The 25441-nt window shown below is 55.8% G+C and carries 29 protein-coding genes; 25 read left to right on the top strand and 4 right to left on the bottom strand.

All coding sequences use genetic code 11. From position 1 onward, the window contains the following. Positions 1 to 27 precede the first annotated feature (27 nt). The 7 genes from KW830_RS04580 to KW830_RS04550 all read left to right on the top strand — a co-directional run bounded on the left by KW830_RS04580 (position 28) and on the right by KW830_RS04550 (position 5948). The gene (locus KW830_RS04580; protein ID WP_370626086.1) at positions 28 to 1152 is read left to right on the top strand and encodes a PFL_4669 family integrating conjugative element protein; all 1125 of its coding nucleotides are present in this window, start codon (positions 28 to 30) and stop codon (positions 1150 to 1152) included. Between the two features lie 63 nt (positions 1153 to 1215). Beyond that, complete coding sequence (locus KW830_RS04575; protein ID WP_255578075.1) at positions 1216 to 1710, top strand: hypothetical protein; 495 nt, start codon at positions 1216 to 1218, stop codon at positions 1708 to 1710. A gap of 65 nt (positions 1711 to 1775) precedes the next feature. Then, complete coding sequence (locus KW830_RS04570) at positions 1776 to 2213, top strand: single-stranded DNA-binding protein (protein ID WP_218332284.1); 438 nt, start codon at positions 1776 to 1778, stop codon at positions 2211 to 2213. A 49-nt stretch (positions 2214 to 2262) separates the two neighbouring features. Continuing rightward, on the top strand, positions 2263 to 2580 hold the full coding sequence (locus KW830_RS04565) for a hypothetical protein (protein WP_218332283.1): 318 nt from the start codon (positions 2263 to 2265) through the stop codon (positions 2578 to 2580). 78 nt (positions 2581 to 2658) lie between these two features. Further along, positions 2659 to 3141, top strand: a complete 483-nt coding sequence (locus KW830_RS04560; protein WP_218332282.1) for a hypothetical protein — start codon at positions 2659 to 2661, stop codon at positions 3139 to 3141. 204 nt (positions 3142 to 3345) lie between these two features. Then, on the top strand, positions 3346 to 5160 hold the full coding sequence (locus tag KW830_RS04555) for a DEAD/DEAH box helicase (protein WP_255578074.1): 1815 nt from the start codon (positions 3346 to 3348) through the stop codon (positions 5158 to 5160). A gap of 143 nt (positions 5161 to 5303) precedes the next feature. Continuing rightward, the gene (locus KW830_RS04550) at positions 5304 to 5948 is read left to right on the top strand and encodes a hypothetical protein (RefSeq protein ID WP_218332281.1); all 645 of its coding nucleotides are present in this window, start codon (positions 5304 to 5306) and stop codon (positions 5946 to 5948) included. A gap of 43 nt (positions 5949 to 5991) precedes the next feature. Here the strand turns inward: KW830_RS04550 and KW830_RS04545 are convergent, their stop codons facing one another. Beyond that, positions 5992 to 6273 (bottom strand): H-NS family nucleoid-associated regulatory protein, encoded by a 282-nt coding sequence (locus KW830_RS04545; protein ID WP_218332280.1) that lies wholly within the window; start codon positions 6271 to 6273, stop codon positions 5992 to 5994. Positions 6274 to 6506: 233 nt separating this feature from the next. On the opposite strand from KW830_RS04545, the gene KW830_RS04540 reads away from it, so the two are divergent. From KW830_RS04540 to KW830_RS04470, 15 genes are all read left to right on the top strand, one after another. Then, positions 6507 to 6941, top strand: a complete 435-nt coding sequence (locus KW830_RS04540; RefSeq protein WP_218332279.1) for a hypothetical protein — start codon at positions 6507 to 6509, stop codon at positions 6939 to 6941. An 82-nt stretch (positions 6942 to 7023) separates the two neighbouring features. Continuing rightward, on the top strand, positions 7024 to 7626 hold the full coding sequence (locus tag KW830_RS04535) for a hypothetical protein (RefSeq protein WP_218332278.1): 603 nt from the start codon (positions 7024 to 7026) through the stop codon (positions 7624 to 7626). A 219-nt stretch (positions 7627 to 7845) separates the two neighbouring features. Further along, positions 7846 to 8520, top strand: a complete 675-nt coding sequence (locus tag KW830_RS04530; protein WP_218332277.1) for a DUF3577 domain-containing protein — start codon at positions 7846 to 7848, stop codon at positions 8518 to 8520. Between the two features lie 393 nt (positions 8521 to 8913). Beyond that, positions 8914 to 9561: a DUF3275 family protein gene (locus KW830_RS04525; protein WP_218332276.1), complete on the top strand. Its 648-nt coding sequence runs from the start codon at positions 8914 to 8916 to the stop codon at positions 9559 to 9561. A gap of 471 nt (positions 9562 to 10032) precedes the next feature. Continuing rightward, the gene (locus KW830_RS04520) at positions 10033 to 10341 is read left to right on the top strand and encodes a hypothetical protein (RefSeq protein WP_218332275.1); all 309 of its coding nucleotides are present in this window, start codon (positions 10033 to 10035) and stop codon (positions 10339 to 10341) included. Between the two features lie 70 nt (positions 10342 to 10411). Beyond that, the gene (locus KW830_RS04515; protein ID WP_218332274.1) at positions 10412 to 10852 is read left to right on the top strand and encodes a hypothetical protein; all 441 of its coding nucleotides are present in this window, start codon (positions 10412 to 10414) and stop codon (positions 10850 to 10852) included. A gap of 71 nt (positions 10853 to 10923) precedes the next feature. After that, positions 10924 to 11208 (top strand): hypothetical protein, encoded by a 285-nt coding sequence (locus tag KW830_RS04510; RefSeq protein ID WP_218332273.1) that lies wholly within the window; start codon positions 10924 to 10926, stop codon positions 11206 to 11208. 475 nt (positions 11209 to 11683) lie between these two features. Further along, positions 11684 to 11881 carry a hypothetical protein gene (locus tag KW830_RS04505; RefSeq protein ID WP_192333436.1) on the top strand — a complete coding sequence of 66 codons (198 nt, stop codon included), beginning with the start codon at positions 11684 to 11686 and terminating at the stop codon, positions 11879 to 11881. 77 nt (positions 11882 to 11958) lie between these two features. Then, positions 11959 to 13092, top strand: coding sequence for a DUF6094 domain-containing protein (locus KW830_RS04500; RefSeq protein WP_218332272.1), 1134 nt, complete (start codon positions 11959 to 11961; stop codon positions 13090 to 13092). Between the two features lie 70 nt (positions 13093 to 13162). After that, complete coding sequence (locus tag KW830_RS21255; RefSeq protein ID WP_255578073.1) at positions 13163 to 13753, top strand: hypothetical protein; 591 nt, start codon at positions 13163 to 13165, stop codon at positions 13751 to 13753. A gap of 79 nt (positions 13754 to 13832) precedes the next feature. Beyond that, a complete protein-coding gene (locus tag KW830_RS04490; RefSeq protein WP_218332271.1) occupies positions 13833 to 14135 on the top strand; it encodes a hypothetical protein in 303 nt (100 codons plus the stop codon). Continuing rightward, entirely contained in the window at positions 14135 to 14407 is a 273-nt protein-coding gene (locus KW830_RS04485; protein WP_218332270.1) for a hypothetical protein, read from the top strand. Before KW830_RS04490 ends, KW830_RS04485 begins: the two co-directional genes overlap by 1 nt. A gap of 206 nt (positions 14408 to 14613) precedes the next feature. After that, the gene (locus KW830_RS04480; RefSeq protein ID WP_218332269.1) at positions 14614 to 14967 is read left to right on the top strand and encodes a hypothetical protein; all 354 of its coding nucleotides are present in this window, start codon (positions 14614 to 14616) and stop codon (positions 14965 to 14967) included. Between the two features lie 534 nt (positions 14968 to 15501). After that, on the top strand, positions 15502 to 16131 hold the full coding sequence (locus KW830_RS04475; protein ID WP_255578072.1) for a hypothetical protein: 630 nt from the start codon (positions 15502 to 15504) through the stop codon (positions 16129 to 16131). A 147-nt stretch (positions 16132 to 16278) separates the two neighbouring features. Then, complete coding sequence (locus KW830_RS04470; RefSeq protein WP_218332625.1) at positions 16279 to 18591, top strand: DEAD/DEAH box helicase; 2313 nt, start codon at positions 16279 to 16281, stop codon at positions 18589 to 18591. A gap of 59 nt (positions 18592 to 18650) precedes the next feature. Here KW830_RS04470 and KW830_RS04465 read toward each other — a convergent pair whose 3' ends face one another. From KW830_RS04465 to KW830_RS04455, 3 genes are all read right to left on the bottom strand, one after another. Beyond that, the gene (locus KW830_RS04465; RefSeq protein WP_218332268.1) at positions 18651 to 18920 is read right to left on the bottom strand and encodes a hypothetical protein; all 270 of its coding nucleotides are present in this window, start codon (positions 18918 to 18920) and stop codon (positions 18651 to 18653) included. Between the two features lie 72 nt (positions 18921 to 18992). Next, the gene (locus KW830_RS04460; RefSeq protein WP_218332267.1) at positions 18993 to 20288 is read right to left on the bottom strand and encodes a Y-family DNA polymerase; all 1296 of its coding nucleotides are present in this window, start codon (positions 20286 to 20288) and stop codon (positions 18993 to 18995) included. A gap of 1 nt (position 20289) precedes the next feature. Continuing rightward, a complete protein-coding gene (locus KW830_RS04455) occupies positions 20290 to 20733 on the bottom strand; it encodes a LexA family transcriptional regulator (RefSeq protein ID WP_218332266.1) in 444 nt (147 codons plus the stop codon). Positions 20734 to 20894: 161 nt separating this feature from the next. Here KW830_RS04455 and KW830_RS04450 point away from each other — a divergent pair, with 161 nt between their 5' ends. The 3 genes from KW830_RS04450 (at position 20895) to KW830_RS04440 (ending at position 25441) form a co-directional block, all read left to right on the top strand. After that, complete coding sequence (locus KW830_RS04450; RefSeq protein WP_218332265.1) at positions 20895 to 21803, top strand: hypothetical protein; 909 nt, start codon at positions 20895 to 20897, stop codon at positions 21801 to 21803. A 114-nt stretch (positions 21804 to 21917) separates the two neighbouring features. Further along, positions 21918 to 24833, top strand: coding sequence for a Tn3-like element IS1071 family transposase (locus KW830_RS04445; protein WP_003049965.1), 2916 nt, complete (start codon positions 21918 to 21920; stop codon positions 24831 to 24833). A 161-nt stretch (positions 24834 to 24994) separates the two neighbouring features. Beyond that, entirely contained in the window at positions 24995 to 25441 is a 447-nt protein-coding gene (locus KW830_RS04440; RefSeq protein ID WP_218332264.1) for a hypothetical protein, read from the top strand.

Raw genomic sequence — 25441 nt, 5'->3', positions numbered from 1 at the left:
AGGCAACAAAAACTCTAAGGGGAAATCGTGGCAACCACACTTCAATCCAAAGCCGCTGCAGTAGGCATTGCTCCAGCCAATTTGCAAGCATTGCTTGCGCCAACGCTTCAGTTTGAGACCGAAGCTGAATCACCTTTCAGCGACGGCTACTCCATCGATAAAGAAACTGCGGCACTTTCTAAGTTCATCGCTGGTGGTGCAAAGGAAAGCGATCCGCTGTATGACCGCTATGTGGAGTTGTTGGATCGGCGTGAGCGACTGGCTCAAATGCAAGCTGAGCATGCCGAGCGTGGCGGTGCGGACGTGCTGGCACAGCGGTCAGATGTGATGGGCTTGGAAGCGCTTGGTGGACTGGTCGATGAGAGTAGCGACCAGATGACCATCCATACCATCGAGGCTTATCGGATGTTTCTCGGCCGGGCTCGGGAGCCTGGCTCTCGCAACGCGCCAATCATGGGCGGCAAGCGCGTCGCGTCTGCACTGAAGAACCTGTGGCAGCTGACGCAGAACGACAACCCGTACGCCGACTGGGCCCTGGTCCGTCACGAGCACGGTGTGAACGAGGTGCTGCAGCATTTGCGCTCGGAAATCAAAGTGGCCGAGGCAGAGCTCGAAGCCATGCGAAAGCGTGGACTAAGCCTGGCCGTACTCTCTTCATCGAGTCCCCAGGTCGTCAACCTTGGCTTTCGCAGCCCTTATGGCTATGCCATCTCGATGCTGATCGTTGAGTACGACTACTTCGTCCGCATTCAAAAGACGCTGCAACGCAAAAACATGAAGACCGATGAGCAGGCTCGCGATGCACTCGGCAAGGTCTCCCGGGCGATTCTGAGCGTCTTCTACGGCACCACACGATTTGATCGCTGGCTCAGCCAGCCAGATATGCGTGCACTGAGCCGCGTGGACTGGGTCAATCAAGAAGGGGATGCAGCCAAGCGTGTCCATGCAGCATTGGAGATTTTTGGGCCAGTGCCATCGGCAATCTACAAGGGGGATATTGCCCCATCGCATTCGCGTCGCCGCTACTCGCTGAGCGAGGCTGAGCGCGCCGTACTGCTTGATGTAGGCGGGCGCTTGGAAGCCGCCGAGCATGGTGAAGCCGGCGCTGTGTCAGCCGCGCCTGATGCCAATGCTGGGGCACCTGCTGCCTGAGCCAGCGGTTAAGAGTTTGAAGCTTTTGTAATCAAAGGGATTGGTGTGGAAAGGGTTGTGGTGATGAAAGGGCAGACAGAGCACATCGGACGTGAACAAGCCGTCAACAACGTCATTTGGGCAAAGGAAGCTACAGGGGATCAAGCCTGTCAAAAACGAGTTGACGTAAAGGCCCTTACGGGTACGGGCAACCTGGCAAGGTTGCGGCAACAAGTTGGCAGGCTGGATAGCTGTGCCACCCAGATGCAGGAGCTCGCCAAGGCTTCTAAGGCTGTCGCAGGCTTGGGCATCTACCTTGAGCTGCACAAGCGCTCTGCCAGTGGGTACGTCTTCCTGCGTTGGCGTGAACGCTTTGGGTCCAGCCGGCATGTGGGTTGGGACGAGATCGACGCGCTGACGAAAGCCCTTCCCGAAAACATCCAGGCCTGGTGTCGGTCGGCGAGCTCGCGTGCTCAGGAGCTCAACACGGACCACCTTGATGCACGCTCTGAAATCAAGCGCATCCGCAAGATGGTGGAGCACTCCACGCCACACGTTTTCCCGCGAAGACTCTTTTGATTTTTGGCACGGCCAGACCTTGTGCACCTGGTCGTGTGATTCACACGCACTGAAAGGAAATCGGTATGCAGAACATGTTCATCGGCAAAGGTAATTTGGGCGGCTCTCCGGAATTGAAAATTCTTCCGGGCCGCAATGGTGACTTTGAAGTCGCCACCATGCGCGTCATGTTTGGGCGGTACGGCCGGGATGAAGTATCCGGCGAGGTGCAACAAATCGGAGGTTTCTGGCGCGAAGTCGAAATCTATGGTCAAAAGGCTCGTGACGTTGCACGTCTGCTGCGCAAAGGCAGCCGAGTTCTGGTTGTTGGCGAGGAGCGTGACTTCAAGGCCAAGGATGAACGTGGCGGTGAAGTCCAGGTAATCAAAATCGTTGCTGAGGATATTGCTCTGCAACTCACCCGGGTCGAAAAGATCGTTTTCGCTCAGGCGTCAGCTCGTCAAGCTCAACCTGATGGGCAAGAGGACCACGCTGAACAGTCGGCACACGAACAGTCGGCGTAATTCCTTCGCATTCAATAGAGCTATCTAAAAAACCAAATAGGTCATTGCAATGTCCGAACTGAATCAACACCACACTGAGGAAATACCTCTGCTCGACGATGGCCGTTATTTTGCTGTGGCAGTTTTGAGCACGGAATATGAAGACGAGGTTGCACCTGTTTTCATGTATGCCCATGCAGTGCGTGGTGATTCCTGTATCGGCACATGCCTGCCGCAAAGCGATGGCACATGGGAAGCACGCCTGACTGTCCTGATCGACGATGAGTCCAACAGTGACAGCCTGCTCGTTGGTCGCTACGACCAGCGAATTGATGCGATCGTTTATCTGTGGTTACGCCGATTTGATTCGCTCTGCATCAATCCATGATGGATTGAGTAAAAGAAGACATGCATGTGACGTCGCCATTCAACATGCGAGAAGACTGATAATTGTGAAAGCTGCCTGATGAATCAAATATCAAATTCCGAATTTATGTCTGCAGCTCTTCATGATTCCTTGGCATTGCTGGAGGAGGCTGTTAGATATTTGAAACGACTTCCATCTGTCCCAACCACTTATCATCTGATTAAGAGGATTGAATCATTTATAAACGATCCTATTTCCAAAACTGCGCAACGCATATCCCGTGATCACTCGACAGAAATTGAGCTGAGGAAATCTGTTAGGTGTGCTTCCTTAAGCACACCGCAGGGCCTTCCATTAGTTCAAGTCGAAGTGCAGGAAGACCGGGTAAGAGTGGTCATCTCAAAATGGCGATCTGCTGCGACAATTTTGAGAAGAGGAATTGACCTCCAATTGCACAGCCAACATGATCCAGCGGCCTATTTCATGCTGGTGGCTCACAACGGCCAAGAGCCAGCTCAGGCCTTTATACATAGCAAGCCCACGCGACCAGGATCGGGGATTGAGGACAGCATTCCATATTGATACTGGAATACACAGATAATTAAAATGCTCAAGCCAGTCAATATCAGCCCACCTGAGCTGCTAATCAAGGCCTGCAGTGATGGAAAACGAATTGGGTTGCAGCTCGCCAATGTGCCAGGCCTAAACAGGCCCCTGGCGCAATACGGAGCCTGGTGGTCTGGCAATCGCCGAATGTGGCTACTGGAAGCGTCGAATGTAGAGCGTATGACGCAGACGCTTGAGGATGTGTACCACGGCCAGTATGTGGACCTGCAAGGCAGTGATGTGACGCTGAAAGCAGCGCTCGCGGCAGTTGAGCCTGACTACTTCACGCAGCTGCTCGACATCCAGATTTTCCCTTTGGCGCGTGGTGACCTCCAGCGCGGCCGGTGGGCCGTGAGCTTTCAGTACGACCCGTTTTGCGTATCCGCATTGCGCAGTCTCGGAGGGTACTTCCACAAGCATGCATCTGCTTGGCAGGTCCGGGCTGAGCCGGAAGTGGTGATCGCACGGCTGGCAAGCATTGCCGGCGTGCAACCTGAGTATGTGTTCGTCCACGAGCAGCCGGTCGTGCTGGAGGATCTGGCAAGTCCTGGCTCTCAAGGCTCTCCCATTACCGTTCCTGCAGCGCCGCCGCCGCGTGGTGGTGGCGGTGGACCGGGTGAGGAAGAGGGCAGCGGCTTCCTCTCGACTGAACATGGCCATGCAGACGATCTGCCATTCGACAGCAGTGCTCTGAGCGCCTTCCTGGACGATGGGACGCTCCGCGATTACCAGGCCCAGGGTGTCGTTCACATGATCCGCCAGTCAGGTGCATGCATGGGTGATGACATGGGGCTCGGAAAGAGTCGTCAGACTGTTGTGGCAGCTCGCATTGCTGCCGGCCAAGGGCGGGTGCTGATTGTTTGTCCAGCGTCTCTGCGGCTGAACTGGGAACGCGAGATCCGCATGGTCTACCCCGAAGCAGTGATCGGCATGGTCGGTGAAGACCGGATCGCCACGCTTGAAGGGTGCGACTGGGTCATTGGCAACTACGAGCGTATGGGCGGACTGGTGCGCGAGACAGCGCTGGTTTTCGCTGTCATGGCGGTGGATGAGGCCCATTATCTCAAGGAGTACCAGAGCGGTCGTACACGCAATGTGTTCCTCCTTGCCGCTCGTATCGATCGCTGCTACGTTGTGACGGGCACACCGCTGCTAAACCGTGAGATCGAGATGCACACCCTGCTGCGCATCACCGGTCACAGGCTCGGCCGCATGACCCTTGCTGACTTCCGCAAGGCGTATGCCGGCAGCCCAGAGAAGCGTGCCTTGTTGGCCGAGGCCATCAAGGGCTGGATGATCCGCCGCAGCAAGTCTGTGCTCTCCGACTTGGGTAGCAAAGAGCGGCAGCTTCGATACATTTCTCCCGCGGAAGGCCTTGGAAGCTACCACGAGATCTATGGCGATATGACCTTGCAGGCCATGCCCAAGATCGTGCGGCTGCGCAAGACGCTGGAGAGCCTCAAGCTTCCCTTCCTGATTGACACTGTCCAGGCCATGGGGGCGGATGACAAGATCATCATCTTCTGTGAGTACATGAGCACTGTAGATGCGCTCAAACAGGCCCTGGTAGCGTTGCAGATTGCTTGCGTAAGCCTGGTGGGTTCTGACACAGCGAAGAAGCGTCAGGCCGCGGTTGATGCCTTCCAGACCGATCCCAGCATCAAGGTCTTCATTGGCACAACTATGGCAGCAGGCGTGGGCATCACGCTGACGGCAGCCAACCTGGTGGCATTTGCTTCCATGCCATGGACTCCGGCGCTGATGCGCCAGGCCGAAGACCGTGCATATCGGCTGGGACAGAAGAGAGATGTGCTGGTCCTGGTGCCTGTGATCCCTGGCACGATTGACGAAGGTGTGCTGAAGCTTCAAGACAGCAAGCGCACCACTGAAGTGGAAGTGATTGAAGCTGCGCAATCTGCTTTGCCCAGCGAACAAAGACAGAGTGTGCGAACCGTTCCTGAAGAAGTGCTGCTGGAAGAGGAGGCTTTGGCATGATGCGCCTCTCCAAACGTATGATAGAGGCAAAGAAAAAGGCCTGAGGCGTTAGCCCCAGGCCTTTCCATCGATTGTCCCTAGGGGAGGCTTTCGCCCACAATCCTAGTGGCTCATGCGAGTCATTGTATAGCAGTCCGAAGTAGATGACAACCAGTCCTAGTGAGGCCATTCGTGCCGCTCTTTCCCCGGCGCGAATGGTTACTTATGAAGTCGAATCCACAACAAATCCGCCATTGGAAGGCGCCCTTCAACTATACGCATGGAATTCTAGAGTGAGCGCCGCCTTGATGGTGCCGCTTTCTATTGCGGAAGTCGTAATTCGGAATGCAGTTCATGATGCCTTACAAGCTACGTTTGGCGAGCGTTGGCCATGGCATTCAGGTTTCGTCCGTAGTCTTCCCGAACGGTCACGAGGAATTCTTGTCGATGCTAGGGATGACGAAAATAGTACGGGCAAGGTAGTTGCCGAGTTGAACTTTGGATTCTGGCAACGCATGTTCACAGGGCGTTTTGACGGTGATTTGTGGAATAACCATCTAGACCGTGTTATGCCAAATATGGATCTGACAAAATCTATCCAACAACGTAGAAGTTTGATTCAAAATCGTCTTGAGCATCTCCGTCTACTTCGCAATCGAATTGCACATCACGAACCGTTATTGAAGCGCAATCTCCACTACGACTTTGAGCAGACAATTACATTGATTTCATGGCGATGCCAAGAAACCTCTCAATGGACTATGCACACAGAAGATGTGCTTTCTACATTGAACAGACGACCAAATTGAAAAAAGGCCCCTCGGGGCCTTTTTTCTTCCAATCAAATCTTAATTAGATTTTGTATTGTGCGCGGTCCTTGCCGTCGATCCACTTCGGTGGTTTGCCGCGGCCGGTCCAAGTGGCGCCAGTAGCGGAATCACGGTACTTCGGAGCGACGGTCTGGCGAGTGGCCTTCGGCTTGGAGGAAGGGAAGACGTCTTCTTGCGTCAGGTCATACTCAGTGACCAGCGCTCGCACCTTTGCGACCGCCTCACTCAATTCAGCTTTGCGGGCCTGCTGAATCTGTTGTTCGAGTTGTTCACGCTGCTGCAGAAGGGCTTTATAGGAGGACATGGTCGTTTTAAGGTTTGTGGTTGTTGGGCTTTAATTATGCAATTAAATTCTTTACGGAGCAATCTTTTCATGTTTAAAATTAGCGCATGACTGCTCAATGAGCACCATCAAGCGCCTGAGCCCTTGCAAGTCGCACGCCCGGTCTAATCAATCGGAGTAGGGCATTTTATCAACCCCACGGGACCAACATCGTCCCGTCAGGGTGTCGTGTTGCCCGTTTCAGTGACACGACCATGACCCAATCCAACAACTCGTTTGGCACCCAACAGACAAGCCCAGGCAGTGCTGATGCACGCATGCTCACGAGCATGATTCAGCGTGTGCATGATCCTGTTGTTGCACGCATTTTTCTTTCAACTTTGGAGCAGTACCCAGACCTGCAATTGCAGTTCTTTGGTGCATACCTCAAAGCTCAGGAAACTGTGAAGCGATCTCAAATGCGCTATGCGAAAGCACGCGACTTTGGCATTGCAGCGATGCGTGCCAAGAACAGTGCTGTTGCATGTTGTCTTCTCGTTATGAGGAGCTGCATGGGACTTGTACGTTTATTGCAGAAAGAGCATGTCAAAGCGAAGTGCCGCAAAGCATTTCGTGAGGCACACCTCTCACCTGGTTCTAATGTGATTTGTTTGCCGAAGCCTCTCAAGGCAACTGGCACTGATCGCTGAAGTCGCCAGTACCCAACCAACCCACTCCTGGTCATCCAGGTGGTGGGTTTTTTTTTGTCTACACCTGATTGAGGAGATTTGAATGATTGACGAAAAACGTTTGGTGGCAAGCATTGCTCTCTTTGGCAGCAGCGTAAAGAGTAAGAAGCAGGCAACCAATCTTAAGCGCCTGGCTGGTGGACTTCAGAACATCAGAACTTTTGATCTTGACTTGACTGCAGCCGAACAAAAAGCAATTAACGATGCAATCTCTGTTCTGACTGCAGCTGCTGGCGTCTACCGCAAGGCCATGACGATTCAGCTGAAGAACGAGAAGGTTCGTAAGGAAAATATTGAACGCACGGTATCTCTGGTGCAAGCCAGTCGCTTCGGAAAGCTTGAATCAATTGAAGATAAGTACCTACTTCTTGCTACGGTAATGCCTAATACGCTTAGCAATCTTAGCGAAATATCTGAATCATATGCATCAGCAATTTATCCCTTGAAATATTGTTTCACTGAGGCGCTAGAACTTATCGCACGTCGTCTTGCAGAAAAGCCGGATCAAATCCAGCAGGAGCTGGATGCTGCCTGGCAGAGATTCCAAGAGATGCGCCCCAGGCTGTTGGAACTCCATGGTGAGAGGATTCGCAAAGCCATCGCTCTCTTAGAGTCGGGCGCTGCACAATCTGTCAACCGTGTTTGACGAGTTGTTTTCTGGTCTGTATTGTTTGAACCGTGAACCGCCGAAAGGCACACAGAATCGTCTGAGCTTTTGAAAGACGAACAGCTTGGCCCCCAAGGCCTGGCTCAAAGCACACTTCGTAAAACCCGGATGGGGACGTACAGCACCCCATCCAGACCTCACGGTCAGGCTTGGGTATGCCTGTGCTCCTTGTCCACCATTGGAACTTTGGAGATCAACATGCAAGCACAAGCTGCACAACGTGAGTATTTCAACCTGCACACCACCGGTATCGGTTATCTCAACCGTATCCGCTGGGTCACTGTCAAAGGCCGTGGCCGCAGCTCTGAGCCGTTTCTCGCATGTGCAATTAATGCATTGCGTGGATCGTCTGATAGCGTCGAATACACCTACTTTGACCTTCGAGTCAGTGGTGAGGATGCGATTGGGCTCATCGAGAACATGCAGGAAACCGTTAAACGCGGTGCCAAGGTTGTCGTGAGTTTTCGCGTCGGAGACATTTACCCGCATCTCTATGATCGTGAGGTAAAGGTCGACGGTCGACCCACTGGCAAAACCGAACCTGCAGTCCTCCTCAAGGGCCGACTCTTGGTCATCAATTCCATCTCGGTTGATGGTGAGAAGGTCTACGAGCGACCTGCAGGCCAGGAAGATGCTTCGGCATCGTTACCTGGTACAGATCCTGAACAGTATCCGCAAGGAGAAGCCCAGGATGAAGTCCACCACCAAGATCATCACGCGCAAGCGCCTGATCGAGGCAATGGGCAGTGGCAGGGCAGAGCACCAGCTCATCCCCGTCGCAACGCGCCGCAGCAAGGTGCGAGCCATGGCCAACGCCAGGCTCCCCCGCCGCAGCGGTACGGCAGCCATCGTGAACACAGCTATGCTGAGTAAACGATGCGCCTGAAGAACCCTCGAATTGCCATCTGGCAGTTCGAGGGTTTCTTTTTTGCCCCCAGACACCCCAGAGTTGCGCTATGCTCGGCTCACTCCAAGTGTTTGCCTGTATCACTTTCAAACAGGCATGCCAGTTCGCTGGTGCAGCACGTGAGCCTCTGGAACTTGCGCGCCTTCGGGCCGAGGCACTTTGATTGGGACACACTCCCTCGTTGACGCACACTTTGATAGTGTGTGCTGATCCTATAACTGGTGCACCGGAAGTGCACTAGACAATCCAACCTGGCACCCCATGCGTTCGCGCCTGGGGTGTTTTCTTTTTCAACCCCGTAGGGACGCATGCTCCCTGCCGGTTGCTGCCTCCCTGCAATGCTTCGGAGCGCAATACACATGATCAAGCTGACCGGCATCACTTTGCGAGTGAAGAAGATCCGGCAAGGCCGCTTTGGTGACTTCTGTGTCGCTGACCTTTCCACCGACATCGGTGAATTCAAAGTCAAGGATCCAATCCTGGATCAGTTTGAGGACGGCGAATACACCGGCACAGTGTGGGTCAGTGAAATCTTCCTGAGCCAGTACATGGCCTGGGGCAAGGCAGTGACTGAGATCCGTGCACGTTTGCATGACCTGCAACTCGATGGCGAATCTGAACGCACTTGCGAACCTGAGTCGCTTGAACCAGATCCGGTGGAAGAGGTAACGACATCAAGGCCTGCGCCGGTACCAGTTCAGGCACCGCCTGCACAGAAGCCTTCCGCGGATCTATCCCAGCTTAAACAGCGCCTTGCAGGGGCTGTCAAAAAAACCGACCAAGGTGGACCAGCTCCGGAAGCTGCTCCAGCACCGGTGCTAGAGCAGGGCGGCCGCGACGAGGAGACCATCGCACTTATGGGCGAACTTTGGCCGCTGATTCAGGACAGAAAACCGGTGAAATTCGACTCTACAGTGGACCGTCTCGTGCTGCGAAAGCAGTCAGCGAAGATGGGCGAGCTGGGCTATAAATTCAACGCCATCGAGCAGACCTGGTATCCAGTCTGATCGATCCACAGCCCGCCGCAGCGGGCTGTTGCAGGCGCCTCCTATGGGGGCTCCTGCATCAGCCTTCTGCCAGTGCATGGTGCTCATGCACGGGTGGTCTGAACCAGGGTGGCTGCGACCTGATGCGCAGCGGCTTTGCGGTTAGAGCAACACTGGCGAAAGCCAAGCTAGAGTTGCCTCACGCGCCTTTCGTTGGCCATCTGAGCTCCTTGTGATGGCTGGCCTGCCTTGAGCGGCCTGGAGCACTGTTAGACTGATTGCGGAAGCCGATGGCTTCCCACAGAGGCTGGACCAGATTGCCGGCTTCTGTGGGAAACCATCTGACCATCATGAATGGTTTTAAGCACCTTGAGCCCTGTGAACGTGCATTAGCGCAACTGCGCTTTGGGCAGCATCTTTTTCATCCACCCCTGCGGGCGAATTCGTCCTGCAGGGACGGTTTGCCCGCTCCTTTTTGGGAGGAGTACACTCATGGGCATGCCCATAGAACTCAGCGTTTTCGAAGCACTGACCTCTGCAGGTGTTGCACCTGACAAGGCCCGTGACGTCGAACGACAGTTGGAAACCGCCATCCAGTCTGGCCAGGAGAAGCTTCGTGCAGAAATGCGCGATCAGCTCATGACCAAGTCTGACGGTGCTTTGCTATCGGCCAAGATCGATGCCTCTGAGAGCAATCTCAAGGGGGTCATTGCATCTAAGCTTAATGACCAGTTGCGGTGGTTTATCACTGCACAAATCGCGCTTGCCGGCTTGATTGTTGCCGGCGTCAAGCTGCTCTAAATCACACTTCAACCCACCATGGGGACCATCGTCCCCTGGGGGCGGTTGTCTCCAAATTCTGGAGACAACCATGATCCACACCTTTCAGACGTTTCTGGCCAGTCGTGCAGCAATGCTTGGCTACCCACCAGAAGAGGCTTACCGCTTGCTCAATCCTTTGGCTTGGGCGCTGCGGCTGATCCGCTGTCTGCGTTATTCCGCTCAGCACTTGTATGGCCACTGGTTTGGTCATAGTCGCGTCATCCTTCGGGACGTCAACGACTATGGCGACTCCATCACCGTTGTCAGAAGCCTGAGTGGCAAGGCGTTTGTCGTTCGTTGTAAGGTCTGCTCCATCATGGAGATCACACATACAACGGCTTCGCAGCATCAGGCGCAGCGGGTCTACACCGCAGTGCGTGACGAAGTTTGGCGACTGGAGAAGCACTACCGCGACAACCGCAAGAATGCGGATGCCATGGATAGTTTTCTGGTAGCTCTTGATGACCTGGCGGCACGCTTCCAGCGCTGACGCCTGCTCTTTTACCCACCATGGGGACAATCGTCCCTATGGGGTGGTTGTCCCATTTTTTGGAGACGACCATGTCACATGCTCATGCATTGCCTCAGTGGAGTCAGGATCAGCGAATCCTGTTTCACACCACTCTAAACAAGTGGCTGGTGGTTTGCAGCGACGATGAGTACCAAAACCTGATGAATCTGCGTGAGCAGGTTGCACCAGGTCAAGTGTGCTCTTTCATCAAACTGATTCGTTCGTGCTTTGCTCGCCCGGATCTTTCGGGCTTGCTGCCGGCGAGTCTGGTTCAACTACTGCAAGCGGGGAGTTTGCTGCCGGTTTACGCCGGCGTGACAGCCTCTGCAGGATAGGGATCGAATCCCTTGCATCCATGACCTCGAGGAGGTGGACCCAGTCCACTTCCTCAGGCATGCCTTCGACCACTTGGAAATCACGATTTATCTCGGTCATGCACCGAGTGTCGCAGGTTTTCGTTCTTTCCCACCTGGATGAGCCGCCTCTTCCTGGGTGCGCCATCGTTTCTTGTAAGGCGCACAGAGGATATGGCACATAACACTCAAACCACCTTTGAAAACCACCTTCGATTGCACCGGAGAGTCAAGCATCCCCTGGGCCGATCAGTTCATCTCGATGAGCACGGTTTGTGGGGTTGCGACGAGTACGGTTGTGATTCGTTTATTGGTTTGGATACCCAAGAGGGGATGGCTAAGGCATTCGGATGGCTCAACACCACTTCGGACGCTGTTCATCCTGCTGAATTTGCATACTGACTGATAGGTGACTCCTATGGCTCAGATCCACCCTGATGATCTCCCAACAGCTGGAATGGCTTTCGGCCACCTTGCTGGACAGTGTGGCAAGAAATTGCCGCTGCAGGTCCTGCAAAGCAATGCCGGCTACTACATCGGCACTCAAACGGAAAACGGCCCCTTCAGCCGCGAATCTATCGAGTATTTCCGCAAGCATGGCGATGCCGAATCTGCGCTGGCCACCGGCGAGTGGACGCAGAAATTGCATCCCTAAGCCGCGGAATTTTCCGCTTCCAACCAAGCCAGTCTCTGCCTCTGCAGAGCTGGCTTTTTTATTGACTGGACAATGCCATGGCCCTGATTTTTTCCCGCCTGGCGCGCAATTTCATCAAAGCAGGTTACTTCCCGACCGACGAGGTGACGCTGCAACGCATTGGGCAAATGCTCAAACTGCCACCTACCGGTCTTGTCCGCATGATCGATCCCTGCTGCGGCGAGGGAACAGCTATTGCTGACCTCCGCCATATGCTGGCCGATCAAAAGGATGAGGGCGTGACTGCGACGACCGAGGCCTTGGGCATTGAGCTTGACGCTGAGCGTGCCTGGCACGCCAAGAAATTGCTCGATCGTGTGCTGCACACCGACATCCATGATGCGGTCGTGAAGCCACGCAGCATGGGGCTGCTGTTCCTCAATCCACCATACGGGCACGGTGTCTCGGATAAAGCAAGCCAGCGAGAGCTGCACGCCGATGCTGAGAAAGCTGAACGCCTGGAGCGGACGTTCCTGCGCAAGACAGTGCCATACCTTGCCTACGGCGGGGTTCTGGTTTACATCGTGCCGCACTACGCTCTGGACGAAGAAATCCGCAGCTACCTGGTACGCAACTTTCAAAACCTGCGTGTGTTCATGGCGCCAGAGCGTCAGTTCAAGCAGTGCGTCATCGTCGGTACTCGTTGCAAGCCCGTGTATGCCCCCAAAGGCGCACAGCAGTTCCTGATCGAAGCGCAGGCCTCGCAAGAGGGCGCGCTGATGCTTCCAGAGTCATGGGAAGAAGCTCCCTACGTGGTGCCTGCTGCGCAGGTCGATCAGGAGCTGGACTTTCATGCTGTACGCATCGATGAGGAGCAGCTGCGCGACGAGCTGCGCAAGTACCAGCACATGACCCTGTGGGCTGGCCTGCAGGGGCACTTTGCACAAAGTCGTGGGGCATGCCGGCCACCGCTGCGTGACCTGACGCCCTGGCACCTTGCCCTTGCACTGGCTGCTGGCCAGGTCGTCGGCAAGATCAGATCTGCAGGGGGGAGAACCTTTCTCATCAAAGGTGACACCTTCAAACGCAAAGAGCGCCAAGTCTCGATTGACGTCGACGACAAGGGCAACGCGAGTCAGACCACAGTCATGCTCGACCGCTTTGTTCCAGTTATCAACGCGATTGAGCTGACCCCGGACCACCGGCTCGGCCAGATCGTCAAGATTGCTTGAACAGCATTTTTTTAAACCCCGGAGGGCACCACGCCCACCGGCTGGTTGTCCCCATCACATGGAGATAACCATGACTGATTTAGCCCCAACCAATTGCTCTGATCGCGATCCCGTATCTCAGCCATTTTCAACGTACCGGGAATATGTGGCGGCAGCGAAAGCTGCTCTTGCAGACAAGCCTGCCGGCACCGGCTACCACAATGGGCACGGCGTCGTCTTCCTCATGTGGGGCACGCTGTGTTACGTCGAAGAGAACGAAAGCATTGAAGATGCCTCAGAAGCTGATTCAACTGCCTTTGATAGTCAGATGCTGATGCACGAGTGGCGATGCCTACAGGAACCTGTTTTTGTGGCGCGTTTCACTCCTGAAGAGGTCGAGGCTTTCTGCTCATCTGATCAGGACCGCGTGAAGTCAACCAGTACGGCTGAACGCATGACCAACGTGGAGCTTGTCACCGAAGTCATGGAGTTCAGCCGCTACGGTGCGCTGGCCCAAGCCTTTGTGATCGAGGCATTGCGCTGGTATGCAGCCAAGGTGGCTGTCGCTGATCCCAAGGATCTCGATTCACCAGGTTTGAACGGATCTGCCTGGGTCGGTACGGCACAGGAAATTAACGCAAAGCTGGCGAAGCAGTACGGCGAGTACTTTCTCAAGAGCTGAGCACATTCAATTTATCAACCCCCTGGGGCGACTACGCCCTATGGGGGGAGGTCGCCCCGCAACACAACGGAGTAGTGACATGGAAAGTCAAACCATGGACCGCCAAGTTGCGGCAACTGCTGAACTGACACCTGTGTTCCGCCTCGGAACTACTGTTGTTGATCGCGCCCTGCAGGGCAAGATCGATATTGATGTTCTTCTAAAACGACACTCAGCATGTGACTGGGGCGAGCTTAGCCCTGAGCTTGCCTGGATTCTTCCCAAGGCTTCAGGACTGTTGATGTCGCTATTTCCTGTTAACGGCTTGCTCGTTGCTGTGGAAACTATGTGGGATTGCAGTGTCACCCGGATCTATCGATTCAGCACGCTCGAGGAGCGATGATGAACACGTTAGAGCTGCTGAAGAGGATTGCAGAACTAGATGCCTCGGGAGCTTGTGTCTGCGATGCAGTGATGCTGGAGTTGCTTTCTGAGCTACCTCAGCGTATTCCTGTCCTTCTGCAAGCACTTGACATGGCCTGGGACGCATCCGCCAGTCTTGAAAACGTCTTGCTTACCACTGGTCAGCACATGACGCCATCTGACCAGAGAGCTCGCGGCCTAGTCGCTGACAACCTCGCTCATGCCCTTGATACCCTCGGTGTCAGGGCATGACTATTGAAACCTCAAACCGGCGTTAGCCGGTTTCCCATAGCCACCAGCGCTGCTGCCAGGCTATGGGAAACCGTTTGACTTAAAGAAAACGGATTCAAGGTGCTCTGAGCCATTTGAGCGCACCAGGTCGTTGTGACCTTGGCACATTTCCAACCCATGCGGGGCACTCCCGCAGGGGAACGTGCACCGCTTTCAGAAAGCTATGCATGAAAACTCGATACTTTCGGGACCGCTTCGGTCATCAGGCAAGCACGGTGGTGCAACTTGATTCCCGGCGCAGCCTGTTGATCTCGACAAGTCAATGGCCGGACGGCGTTCTGTCCACTACAGCGACTGTTCGTACCTTACGAGCTGGCAAATACACGCTTGCTGTCAGCACCGGTGGTTTGGGTGACTTCTACAAAAAAGTAGCGGTCAGCAGCCCTGGTCGTGTGACTGCAGACTTGGTGAAAGCACAGCACGATTCCTGTGTTGAGCGATTGCCCGAATTGCACAGTGAGATCGCAGCGCACTACAACGCACAGACAGCCAAGGACGTTCATTGTGTGGCTGGACATTGAATCCGATGCGAGACAGGTCGTTGACTGCTGGACAGGCCCAGGCCTGGCCGCAACTGTTCAGCAACTCGGCCGCACCCTGGATGCCATGCGGACGTGCCGGCGTGAAGGTGCAGAAGTGATTGCACGGGCTCGTGAGATGTACGCAGACGAAAACTGTGAGATTGATGACGAGCCAATTGTTGCGCCAGGTAGAAATGGCTCCTTCGTGAGTGCGTGGGTATGGGTGCCGGCAGACCCATCATGATTCTTTAACCCCAAACCGGCATTAGCCGGTTTCCCATAGCCATCAGCGCAGCTGTCAGGCTATGGGAAACCGTTTGAGCCATCTGCAGACGGTATCTAGATGCGCTGAGCCATGCGAGCACATCACGCCCACCCGGGCGCTGGCACCTATCAAACCACCCTTGCGGGGCCCCCCGCAAAGGGAGTGCTCCGTCCATTTCAACTTGAATGAAAGAGAGCACTCCATGAATACCAACTACACACGCGGCTTTGTCCAGCTGACTGAGAGTCAGCTGGCGATTCAGGCCCGCTATGAAGCTCAGGCTGCTGCCAATGCCTGAAGCAGGACGTTTACATCGCATTGAAGGCTTTGCGGATCTGTGGGCTGATGCATGCATCCAGAACGAGGAGGGTGACTTGGTCTTTCTTTCGTTTTACGGCCGTGACGCCTCCGCTATGCAGTTCATCTCCGCCCTGGAGCTGGGCAAGCAAGAAGGCGGCATTACGGACTTCCACCTGGTCAATGTGCAAGGCCAACGTCAGCACGTGTATGCCGGTGCGGTCGACAGGCTTGGAAAGCACTCGGGTCGGCTGCCCCTGCAAAACGTGTTCGGGCCACTCAGCCACCTGTGGATCTACGACAAGCGCCTGCAGGAGATCGACAAGGTCAATCGCATTGCCTGGATCGTTGACCTAGATGAGGACCGAGAAGCACTTGAGCTGCGCACCTGGGAGATGGTCAAAACCCTCTCGCCCGTGGCTTTGCTGGACGCATGGCGTGCTCCGTTGATGGCCTGGTGTCATGACCAAGGCGCGATCAGTGAGCTTGGGCGCGGTCGGTACCCACGTATCGGCAGTGTCAGCGCTGTGCGCGTGAGTATCTCCGACCACTTCCTGCGCTTTGTCAGCCAGTCGGTGCGCGATAGCGCGCTTCTGGCCTAAGCGACTTCATCACACAAAGCCGGGCACCTACCCGGCATTTTTCAACCTGCGCACTGGTTCTAGGACCAGTGCGCTTTTTTCATTTTCAAAACAATGCAAGTCATCGAAACAACCACACCTGCGGTCAGCGACGTTGTGCCCACCGGCATGCCTGCGGCCGCGCCTGAAGCCACCCTGGAGCAGAGCGATCAGTACCTGGACAACGTTGCCGGCGAAACAATTCCCTTGGGAGATTTCATCCGGGAATTTGGCCAAGGCCTGCTTGAGCAAGTTCGGATGCAACATCCTCCTGTCTATCAGCAGAGCCTGGACCATCAAACCCCTGTCTGGCACCAACGCCAGCAGATCCTAGGCACTCTCAAAAGAAAGCCCTTCGAGCAGCAAGCAGAGGCCGTACAGGCGGTTGTGAAGCTGCTGGTGGACAGGGATGAGCCTGCAGCAGTGCTGAATGCTGAGATGGGCACTGGCAAAACCATGATGGCTATCTGCGCGGCCGCAGTCATGCAGCAAAGCCATCCACGCACGCTTGTCATCTCTCCGCCGCACTTGGTCTACAAGTGGCGGCGCGAGATCCTCGAAACCGTTCCCCATGCCCGGGTCTGGGTTCTCAACGGACCGGACACCCTGCGCAAGCTCCTGAGCCTGCGTGAGCGGCTGGGGCTCAGATCGGATGTGCCTGAGTTCTTTGTGCTTGGCCGTGTGCGCATGCGCATGGGATTCCACTGGAAACCATCATTCATCGCACGCAGGCTTGTCGTCGGCGGGCAGCGCTTCAATGTCGCTTGCTGCCCAGACTGCATGCGACCGATGGAATCTTCGGCCGAGGATGGAGAAACACTACCGGTGTCAGTCGAGCTTGCCCACACGATGCTCTCTGACCGCCGGCGCAAGTGCCAGCACTGTGGATCCAGCATGTGGACGCTGATACGCAGTGGCAAGCCTATCAACTCGATGTATGACCTGGTGCTGGGCGCGCTGCAGCAGTTGCCAACCATTGGCCCAACGACTGCGAAACGCCTACTCAACACTTTTGGTGAGAAGACCCTGGCCGCGATGCTGGAGGACAACGTCTACGAGTTCGTGAACCTGATGGACGAGAACGGGGATCTGGTGTTCAGCGACCGCCAGGCCAAACGCATGGAGCGCTCGCTTGCCTCGTTTGAGTTTTCCATCGGGCAGGGGGGCTACCAGCCCACCGAGTTCATCAAACGCTATCTGCCCAAGGATTACTTTGGACTGCTGGTGGTGGATGAGGGCCACGAGTACAAAAACGAGGGCTCCGCTCAGGGCCAGGCCATGGGTGTGCTGGCCAGCCAGTGCCGCAAGGTGCTGCTGCTGACCGGCACGCTCATGGGTGGCTATGCCGACGATTTGTTCCACCTGCTGTGGCGTATGAACCCCACCGTGATGATCGAGGACGGCTTTAAGCCGTCCAAGACCGGATCGATGGCGGGAGCCACCATGGCTTTCATGCGTGAGCATGGGGTCCTGAAGGATGTTTACAAAGAGTCTGCAGCTTCGTCCCATCGCACGGCCAAAGGCAAGAGCTTGACGGTTCGCACCAGCAAAGCGCCGGGCTTCGGGCCAGTAGGGATCCTGCGCTATGTCTTGCCGATCACCGTGTTCCTCAAACTGCGCGACATCGGCCAGAAGGTGTTGCCAAACTACGATGAGACCTTCATTGAAGTGGACATGGAAGAGGAACAGGCCCAGGCCTACCTCAACATGTCTCTGCGTCTGGTGAGCATCCTCAAGCAAGCGCTGGCCATGAAGGACAGCACTTTGTTGGGTGTCGTGATGAACGTGTTGCTGGCCTGGCCAGACTGCTGCTTCCGCTCAGAAACGGTTCGGCATCCTCGCAGCAAAGAAGTCCTGCACCTGCAGCCGGCTTTGTTCGGAGATGCAGACTGCACCCCGAAGGAAGCCAAGCTGATCGAGCTATGTGCTGACGAAAAAGCCCTCGGCCGCAAGACCCTGGTCTATTCGGTCTACACCGGCACGCGGGACACGACGGCACGGCTCAAAGCCTTGCTGGAGGCCCGCGGGTTCAAAGTAGGTGTGCTGCGCGCCACAGTAGATGCCGCAAAGCGTGAAGACTGGGTCGCCGACCAGGTCGAGCGTGGCATCGACGTGCTGATCACCAATCCCGAGCTCGTGAAAACAGGCCTGGATCTGCTGGACTTTCCCACCATCGTGTTCATGCAGTCGGGCTTCAACGTCTACACCGTGCAGCAGGCGGCCAGGCGCTCTTGGCGCATTGGCCAGAAGCAAGAGGTGCGGGTGATCTTCCTTGGCTATGCGGGCACCAGCCAGATAGCTTGTCTCAAACTGATGGGCAAGAAGATCGCAGTGTCCCAGTCCACCTCTGGCGATATGCCGGAAAGCGGCCTGGATGTGCTGAACGACAGTGAAGGGGAGAGCATCGAGATGGCTCTGGCCAGAGAGCTGATGGCTGCTTAAAACTGAAAGCCCCTGTGACCGCAAGGTACAGGGGCTTTTTCATGCTGATTGACTAGGTGTCAGCTTGTCGATTCAAGGGCTTCACGCTCTGCTTGCGACAGATCTCGCAAGTGCTTGTAAGTGCCAAGAACCGGAGGAACACCCACCAGCCTGTTGCCAGGGCATACGGTCCCTGGACCAGTTTGGACTCCGCCAATCAAACCAACGGTTGTACCGTCATCTTTAAGCGCCCAAGCTGCAATGACGTGCACTGTTGGCTTCTTGTCGCCCGCATGAATGAAAAACCAGTCGTTTGCTGGAATGATCTGCACCGTTTTCGTGTCGCTCAAGGAATTTCCCGCCATAGTTTCGTGTGAAAGGTCGTACTGCTGGGCTTTGGCCAGCCATTCATCCTATCAACATCACGCCCGCACAATCGGGATTTCATCAAGCCTTGTAGTGCAGCGCGGCGTACGCATCTCCTGCTTCATTCGCCAGCCGGCATCGTCCTGGTGTTCCATGCCGGTGCTGGCGACGTGTATAGCGCCCCTTCCATACCGAGAGTTGATCCGATCGATAGCTTCCATGAGCGTGCTTTGATCTCGCGGTTGCTCCTGCAGAAGCTCCAATTGTTCGTGAGCTACCGGCGCAAGATCAAGCAGCAGTACCCCCGCCTTGGCAAGCTGGAAACCAGGCGCATAGATGCTCTTGAGCCCTCGTAGGGCGGCATTGACGACTTGGCTTGTATCAGCTGTAGGTGGCTGCAATTGCGTGACTGTGGTGCGGTAGAACTTGGGGCCAGGCCGAAATGGGGAGGTGCGGACAAACACCATGGCCGCGCCTGCACGCAGGCCCGATCTGCGCAGCTTCTCCGCCCCTTTGCTTGCGAATTCGCTCACGGCCTCGACAAGTGGGGGGAGGGTAGTTATTGGGTGACCGAAGCTGCGCGTTACAGCAATCTGCTTCTTTGGCGGTGGAGCCTGTTCCAGCGAGATGCAGCTGATTCCTTGCAGCTCGCGCACTGTGCGTTCAAGGACAACAGACCAGGCACTTCGAGCCTGCTCTGCCGGCATGTTCGCTACCTCCCATGCCGTGACGTAGCCTGCCTCAGCAAGCTGGGCAGCGATGCGTCGGCCGATGCCCCAGACTTCGCCCGCCGGCGTACGCTGCAGCAAATCGCGGCGCTCAGATGCGCTGCACTCCTGCCAGTTGCACACTCGTGCCAGGTGTGCTGGGTATGAGCCAGGCTTGCGCTCTGATTCTTTTGCGATGTGATTGCAGAGCTTGGCGAGAGTCTTTGTCGGAGCAAGACCGACGCATGTTTGGATGCCAATCCAGCGCTCGATGCGGGACCGTATCGTCCAGGCCCTGCGCGTGAGCTCAGGCACGCCAGCAAGGTCGCCGATGAAGCATTCGTCGATACTGTAGATCTCCTGCACGGGCCCCAGGCCAGCGGCCAGGGTCATCATGCGGTCGCTCATGTCGCCGTAAAGCTCAAAGTTTGCGCTGAGGGCAATCAGTCCCTTGTGCCGCATCAAGTCGCGCAGCTCAAACAGCGGCTGTCCCATCTTGACGCCCAAGGCTTTTGCTTCTTGATTGCGTGCTATCGCGCAACCATCGTTATTGCTGGCCACGATCAATGGATGTCCGCGCAGGGACGGACGCAGAGCTGATTCACAGCTGCAGTAGAAGTTGTTCCCATCAATCAGGGCGAACATGTCATGGGCCCAATCGTTTGAGGCACCAGGTCACCACACCAAAAATCTCAAGGCTCTCGCCTTCGCGCGGGTGAATGTCCGGGAACATCGCATTGCCGGCTTGCAACTTCATCACGCCGTGCGCGGAGTAGAGCTTTTTGATCGTCAGCTCGCCATCCAGGATCGCCACCACGATGTGGCCATGCCGCGCACGAACAGCACGATCAACGAGCACCAGGTCACGGTCCTCGATCCCACAGTCACGCATCGAAGGCCCACCCACGCGCATCATGAAGGTGGCCTGCTCATGTTGCACCAGCAAGTCAGCCACATTTAATCGGCTGACTGCGTGGTCCTCGGCCGGGGAGGGGAAGCCTGCACGAACACTCGATGCAGTCATCAGCACGGATAGCGCCCCCGATTGAACGGGCAGCGCATTCCCTGGTGTGTCGAGTTTGCTGTACATGCATACAGTATAGCAATGCAGGTAAATCTGCAGTCGTGACTGTTTGTTCTTCCCTTGCGCAGGCTGGCCAGCACCGATAGTTGGGGCAGCGCCATGAACACGGCACAGGTCACATCTATTCCGATAGGCGATAAATACCGCTACGAGGGTAAAGTGCGGGCATGAATGCAAGGCTCACAACCGATTTGATCAAAGCAGCATTGCTGCTGCACACAATCCGCGAAGATAGAAGTCGACTTGATTTGGTCTTGGCGCTACAGCAGCATTTGATTCGCCAAATAACGCGGCTTGAGCGGAGATCAAAGCGTATAAAGGGTGCAGTAGCAAGCATGCGTGAAGAATTGAAAACTAAGCGACCACCAAAGGAGCAAGCAAAAGAGCTGAAGAAGCGCCTCAGCAAGTCGCCCGTGTTGTTGGATAAAATACGCTGGGAAATGTTTATATGGCGCTGCTTTGGGGATGGAATCGCCTTTGTATATCAGTGCAAATATTCCTTAAAGCACCTGTACTTCGATAGGAACTATAAAATCAAGGAAACAGCTGGATTTCTAACCGGGAAAACCGGATTTAGGTTGGAATGGAAGGCTGTACGGCTGGGCATCAAGATGGAAGTGCCGGTCGTTCTTGCTGACGTTACCAATGTGATTCGTCATGGTGACATCTGTGCATTAGCTGGGCCAGACCCTGTCATAGTAGAAATGAAGTCAGGTGCCAGTCGCAATGAGCGAACAGATCGGCAATTTTCAGATATCAATGAGCTCAATAAATTCTTCGAAAACGACGGCGCTACGTCGTTCAGGGGGATGCAGAACGTGAAGCGTCAGCAGATGCGGCATCCAGAAGTTAATTACTTGAAGGAAATAAACTTCTGTATCACAGAGAGCCGCATCAATGGATTTTCTTCAATTGAACCTGAGCCAGGACTTCGCTACATCGCTACACGAAATTTGGCTAAGGCTATACCAGAGCAGTTGAAAAACTACGTTAGTGAATACACCGCTTGTACTGGCCTTACGCCAGAAGATAGCTGGCTTCCTTCGGGGTCTCCTCGTTTTCAGTGCAATAAGTGACGGTACGCAAAGCTAGCACTGGCGCGGGGGTGGTCTGGGTAGACCGTTGATTTCATTGACTTTCCTGTTCGCTTTGTAAACGGGTATGGTGGCCTCCCACTTTTGAGGTTCACGATGCAGGGTTGGCACACAACGTTTTTGGGGATGCGTGGGCTCCCCCGCGATATCAGCGACTTCGAGATGAAGGCATTTTTCACCTTCGATGGTGCCGAGCGCGACGCAATCAATGCACGCCGAGGTGATTCCCACAAGCTTGGTCTGGCGCTCCATATTGGTTTCCTGCGCATGAGTGGGCGTTTGCTCGGTGCCTTTCGGGTAATTCCAGTAGCCTTGTGGCGCCACCTTGGCAACGAGCTTGGCATTGCAGCACCAGAAGTCGCCTCGCTGAGAGCCATGTATGAACGCGGGCGCACGCTATTCGATCACCAACAAGTAGCCTGCACGGTCCTTGGATTCCAGTGGATGAGCGAGCACCAGCGCCGCTCACTGGTACGTGAACTGCGCGACGAAGTGGCGCGCTGCGCCGACCGCGATCAGCTACTCGTGCGGGCGCGTCAATGGCTGTACAAGAACAAGCTGGTGATCGTGCACGAGCGGGCAATTCGGACACTGATTGCGGCGGCACTTGCCCAGCTTGAAGTTGAAACAGGCACCGCCATCGCCGCCAGCGTTGATCCAGCAACACTTGATCGCTGGCGAGCCTCAGTTTCAGAGCTGCGCCCAGATGGACAAACCCAGCAGAGTTGGCTATGGGCTGCACCGGCGAAACACTCAACCCGCCAAATCAGCGAGGTACTGGAGCGCATCGACCTGCTTTACACGCTGGACGTTCATAAGCACCTGGCAGACATCCCCGATCTCATCTTGCGCCGCTACGCGCGCCGACTTGTCTCCAGGCCGCCCTCAGCCGGAGCCAAGATCAAAGAGCCAGCGCGCACCGTGGAGGTCGCATGCTTTCTTCGGTATTGCCTGTTCACCACCACAGACCAGTTGATCCTTATGGTGCAGCGCCGGATCGCCGATCTGTGGCGTCAGGCTGCCGCCGATGTCCCCGCTACCGTCAATTGGGCCGCAATGTACAAAACGCTGCTCGGCGAACTTGTTGCCTTGAGCGCGCAAGGTGCGGTGCCAGATGCTGAGTTGCGTGCCCGTCTTGAAGCCTTGATCACCGAAACCCAGAAACGCAAACCACCGAGCAGGGCCTCCCTGGTCCGCGAGGGATTGATTGATGGAATTCGCCCCGTGCGGTCGTTGCTCGTCGCCATTGCAAAGCTGCCCTGGCAGGCCACCGGCGAGCATCCTGCCATCGAGTACCTTGCCAAGCTGCAAGCTTTATATCTCAAAGGATCCAGAAAGCTGCCAGTTGAAGTGGTGGCACCAAGTCTGGGAATGATCTGGCAGGTTTCGATCTCCAGCCCAGACCGGGAACGGGCGTTTCAGGCGTTGGAGGTGGCCACCCTGTTTGCCCTGCGCCGCGCGGTGCGCAATGGCTCGGTCTGGATTGAGCACAGCCTGAGCTTTCGGGGTCGTGCGCGCTTGTTCTTCACGGACGAGCGTTGGCAGGCAGAGTCCAAGAAACACTATGCCCGTCTATCGTTACCCAGCAAGGCTGCCACTTTCTTGAAGCCTTTGCTGGCCAGAGTAACTGCCGGTGTCGATGCGGTGGCCGCTGCAGCCCGCAGTGGCGTACTGCGCGTGGATGATGAACTCCATTTGTCGCCATTGCCCGCAGAGGACGAAGACCCAGAAGTGACCAAGCTGCGCGCGGCTTTGGATCACCGCATCGGTGAGGTTCAATTGCCGGAAGTGATTCTGGCCGTTGACGCCCAGGTGCGCTTTAGCTGGATCATGCTCGGACGTGAGCCGCGCTCTACCGACGAGCTGCTGATGGTCTATGCCGGCATCATGGCCCACGGCACCAGTCTGACTGCGGTCGAATGCGCGCGCATGATTCCGCAATTGTCTGCCACCAGCATTCGCCAGGCCATGCGCTGGGCGCGGGACGAACGGCGTCTGAGCCAGGCCTGCCAGGCTGTGCTGGAATTCATGCAGCGACACCCGATTGCCGCCACCTGGGGGCGGTCCGATTTGGCATCTTCTGACATGATGAGCATGGAGACCACCAAACGGGTGTGGCAAGCCCGGCTTGATCCTCGGCGCAACACACCTTCCATTGGAATCTACTCCCATGTAAAAGACCGGTGGGGCATCTTCCATGCGCAGCCCTTTGTGCTCAATGAGCGCCAGGCGGGCGTGGCCATTGAAGGTGTCATCCGCCAAGAAAAGCTGGAGACCAGCCAGCTTGCTGTGGATACCCATGGCTACACCGACTTTGCCATGTCACATGCCCGTTTGCTTGGTTTTGATCTTTGCCCGCGGTTGAAGGAACTCAAACAGCGCCACCTCTTTGTGCCACGCGGCACCAAAGTGCCCGCAGAAATCGCTGCGGTGTGCGAAGCCAATGTCGACGTCGCTTTGATCGAAAAGCATTGGGATAGTCTGGTGCACCTGGCAGCCTCGGTCATGAGCGGACATGCCAGTGCGGTGGCAGCTCTTGCGCGGTTCGGTTCTGCCGCCCAGGGCGATCCAATCTATGAGGCTGGCGTGCAATTGGGGCGGTTGCTGCGTACGGCGTTTTTGGCTGACTACTTTGTCAAGGACGCTTTCAGGAACGAGTTGCGCCGGGTGCTCAATCGGGGCGAGGCTGTTAACGCCCTCAAGCGCGCCATTTATACCGGCCGGATCAGCCCGGCGCAGGCCAAACGTGTCGATGAAATGCAGGCTGTGGCCGATGCGTTGAGCCTGATGGCCAACATCGTGATGGCGTGGAATACCTCACAGATGCAGGCGGTCCTGGATCGCTGGTCGAACCGCCGCCAGGTCATTCCACCGGAACTGATCGGGAAGATTGCGCCCACCAGGCTGGAGAGCATCAACTTGCGGGGTGTGTTTCGCTTCCCGGTTGACCGCTATGCTGACCAAATCCTGCCTTCGCGGCCAAATGCATCGATAACTGGCACCAATGGATGAAACCGACCACGGTTTGACGCCACGAATCGCAGATTTGAAAGTGAACAGGAAAGTCAATGAAATCAACGATCTACCAACACCACCTCCGCGCCAGTGCTAGCTTTTCGTACCGTCACTTATTGCACTGAAAACGAGGAGACCCCTACCTGGGCCGCGATCCTATGGACCGTGGCTGCGCAGTCTTTGCCATCGTTCAGGCGATGTTTGTGCTGGGCCTGGCCAGCAAGACCACGACGCTGCTGCAGTGGCTGGGCCGCTTCGAGGGCCTGGAACAGCACCTTGAGGAGTACCAGGATCCAGTGCAATGCGTGCGCCAGGTGCTCCTGCAGTTCCGAGCAGCATTGCCTGCCTCAAGTCCTGCGCGGACTGGAGACTGGCCCATGATCGTCTCGTCCATCTTGAGCCTGGAATTTGTGCACATGCATAGTGCCTGGAGCAGGGGTGAGGGGGCAAAGCCGCGGATCTACTGGAACCCGCTACATCAGAACTGGCTCAGTTTTTTAGAAGAAGGCCAGGAAGGTGAAACAGTTGCAACGTGGACGCCGGCGCACGGCAATCCAATGCTTGCAGCAGGAAGCGCTACTGCATTGCTGATGGGGCAGGTTTGA

The sequence above is a fragment of the Comamonas sp. CMM03 genome, assembly GCF_019218715.1.
Lineage (GTDB): Bacteria > Pseudomonadota > Gammaproteobacteria > Burkholderiales > Burkholderiaceae_C > Comamonas > Comamonas terrigena.
This window is presented reverse-complemented; position numbering and strand designations above follow the sequence as displayed.

What these genes read in the sequence shown, in the direction of transcription:
- KW830_RS04575 (WP_255578075.1), top strand. Translation starts at nt 1,216, where the DNA reads ATGAAAGGGCAGACAGAGCACATCGGACGTGAACAAGCCGTCAACAAC.
- KW830_RS04570 (WP_218332284.1), top strand. Translation starts at nt 1,776, where the DNA reads ATGCAGAACATGTTCATCGGCAAAGGTAATTTGGGCGGCTCTCCGGAA.
- KW830_RS04565 (WP_218332283.1), top strand. Translation starts at nt 2,263, where the DNA reads ATGTCCGAACTGAATCAACACCACACTGAGGAAATACCTCTGCTCGAC.
- KW830_RS04560 (WP_218332282.1), top strand. Translation starts at nt 2,659, where the DNA reads ATGAATCAAATATCAAATTCCGAATTTATGTCTGCAGCTCTTCATGAT.
- KW830_RS04555 (WP_255578074.1), top strand. Translation starts at nt 3,346, where the DNA reads ATGACGCAGACGCTTGAGGATGTGTACCACGGCCAGTATGTGGACCTG.
- KW830_RS04550 (WP_218332281.1), top strand. Translation starts at nt 5,304, where the DNA reads ATGACAACCAGTCCTAGTGAGGCCATTCGTGCCGCTCTTTCCCCGGCG.
- KW830_RS04545 (WP_218332280.1), bottom strand. Translation starts at nt 6,273, where the DNA reads ATGTCCTCCTATAAAGCCCTTCTGCAGCAGCGTGAACAACTCGAACAA.
- KW830_RS04540 (WP_218332279.1), top strand. Translation starts at nt 6,507, where the DNA reads ATGACCCAATCCAACAACTCGTTTGGCACCCAACAGACAAGCCCAGGC.
- KW830_RS04535 (WP_218332278.1), top strand. Translation starts at nt 7,024, where the DNA reads ATGATTGACGAAAAACGTTTGGTGGCAAGCATTGCTCTCTTTGGCAGC.
- KW830_RS04530 (WP_218332277.1), top strand. Translation starts at nt 7,846, where the DNA reads ATGCAAGCACAAGCTGCACAACGTGAGTATTTCAACCTGCACACCACC.
- KW830_RS04525 (WP_218332276.1), top strand. Translation starts at nt 8,914, where the DNA reads ATGATCAAGCTGACCGGCATCACTTTGCGAGTGAAGAAGATCCGGCAA.
- KW830_RS04520 (WP_218332275.1), top strand. Translation starts at nt 10,033, where the DNA reads ATGGGCATGCCCATAGAACTCAGCGTTTTCGAAGCACTGACCTCTGCA.
- KW830_RS04515 (WP_218332274.1), top strand. Translation starts at nt 10,412, where the DNA reads ATGATCCACACCTTTCAGACGTTTCTGGCCAGTCGTGCAGCAATGCTT.
- KW830_RS04510 (WP_218332273.1), top strand. Translation starts at nt 10,924, where the DNA reads ATGTCACATGCTCATGCATTGCCTCAGTGGAGTCAGGATCAGCGAATC.
- KW830_RS04505 (WP_192333436.1), top strand. Translation starts at nt 11,684, where the DNA reads ATGGCTTTCGGCCACCTTGCTGGACAGTGTGGCAAGAAATTGCCGCTG.
- KW830_RS04500 (WP_218332272.1), top strand. Translation starts at nt 11,959, where the DNA reads ATGGCCCTGATTTTTTCCCGCCTGGCGCGCAATTTCATCAAAGCAGGT.
- KW830_RS21255 (WP_255578073.1), top strand. Translation starts at nt 13,163, where the DNA reads ATGACTGATTTAGCCCCAACCAATTGCTCTGATCGCGATCCCGTATCT.
- KW830_RS04490 (WP_218332271.1), top strand. Translation starts at nt 13,833, where the DNA reads ATGGAAAGTCAAACCATGGACCGCCAAGTTGCGGCAACTGCTGAACTG.
- KW830_RS04485 (WP_218332270.1), top strand. Translation starts at nt 14,135, where the DNA reads ATGAACACGTTAGAGCTGCTGAAGAGGATTGCAGAACTAGATGCCTCG.
- KW830_RS04480 (WP_218332269.1), top strand. Translation starts at nt 14,614, where the DNA reads ATGAAAACTCGATACTTTCGGGACCGCTTCGGTCATCAGGCAAGCACG.
- KW830_RS04475 (WP_255578072.1), top strand. Translation starts at nt 15,502, where the DNA reads ATGAAGCTCAGGCTGCTGCCAATGCCTGAAGCAGGACGTTTACATCGC.
- KW830_RS04470 (WP_218332625.1), top strand. Translation starts at nt 16,279, where the DNA reads ATGCCTGCGGCCGCGCCTGAAGCCACCCTGGAGCAGAGCGATCAGTAC.
- KW830_RS04460 (WP_218332267.1), bottom strand. Translation starts at nt 20,288, where the DNA reads ATGTTCGCCCTGATTGATGGGAACAACTTCTACTGCAGCTGTGAATCA.
- KW830_RS04455 (WP_218332266.1), bottom strand. Translation starts at nt 20,733, where the DNA reads ATGTACAGCAAACTCGACACACCAGGGAATGCGCTGCCCGTTCAATCG.
- KW830_RS04450 (WP_218332265.1), top strand. Translation starts at nt 20,895, where the DNA reads ATGAATGCAAGGCTCACAACCGATTTGATCAAAGCAGCATTGCTGCTG.
- KW830_RS04445 (WP_003049965.1), top strand. Translation starts at nt 21,918, where the DNA reads ATGCAGGGTTGGCACACAACGTTTTTGGGGATGCGTGGGCTCCCCCGC.
- KW830_RS04440 (WP_218332264.1), top strand. Translation starts at nt 24,995, where the DNA reads ATGGACCGTGGCTGCGCAGTCTTTGCCATCGTTCAGGCGATGTTTGTG.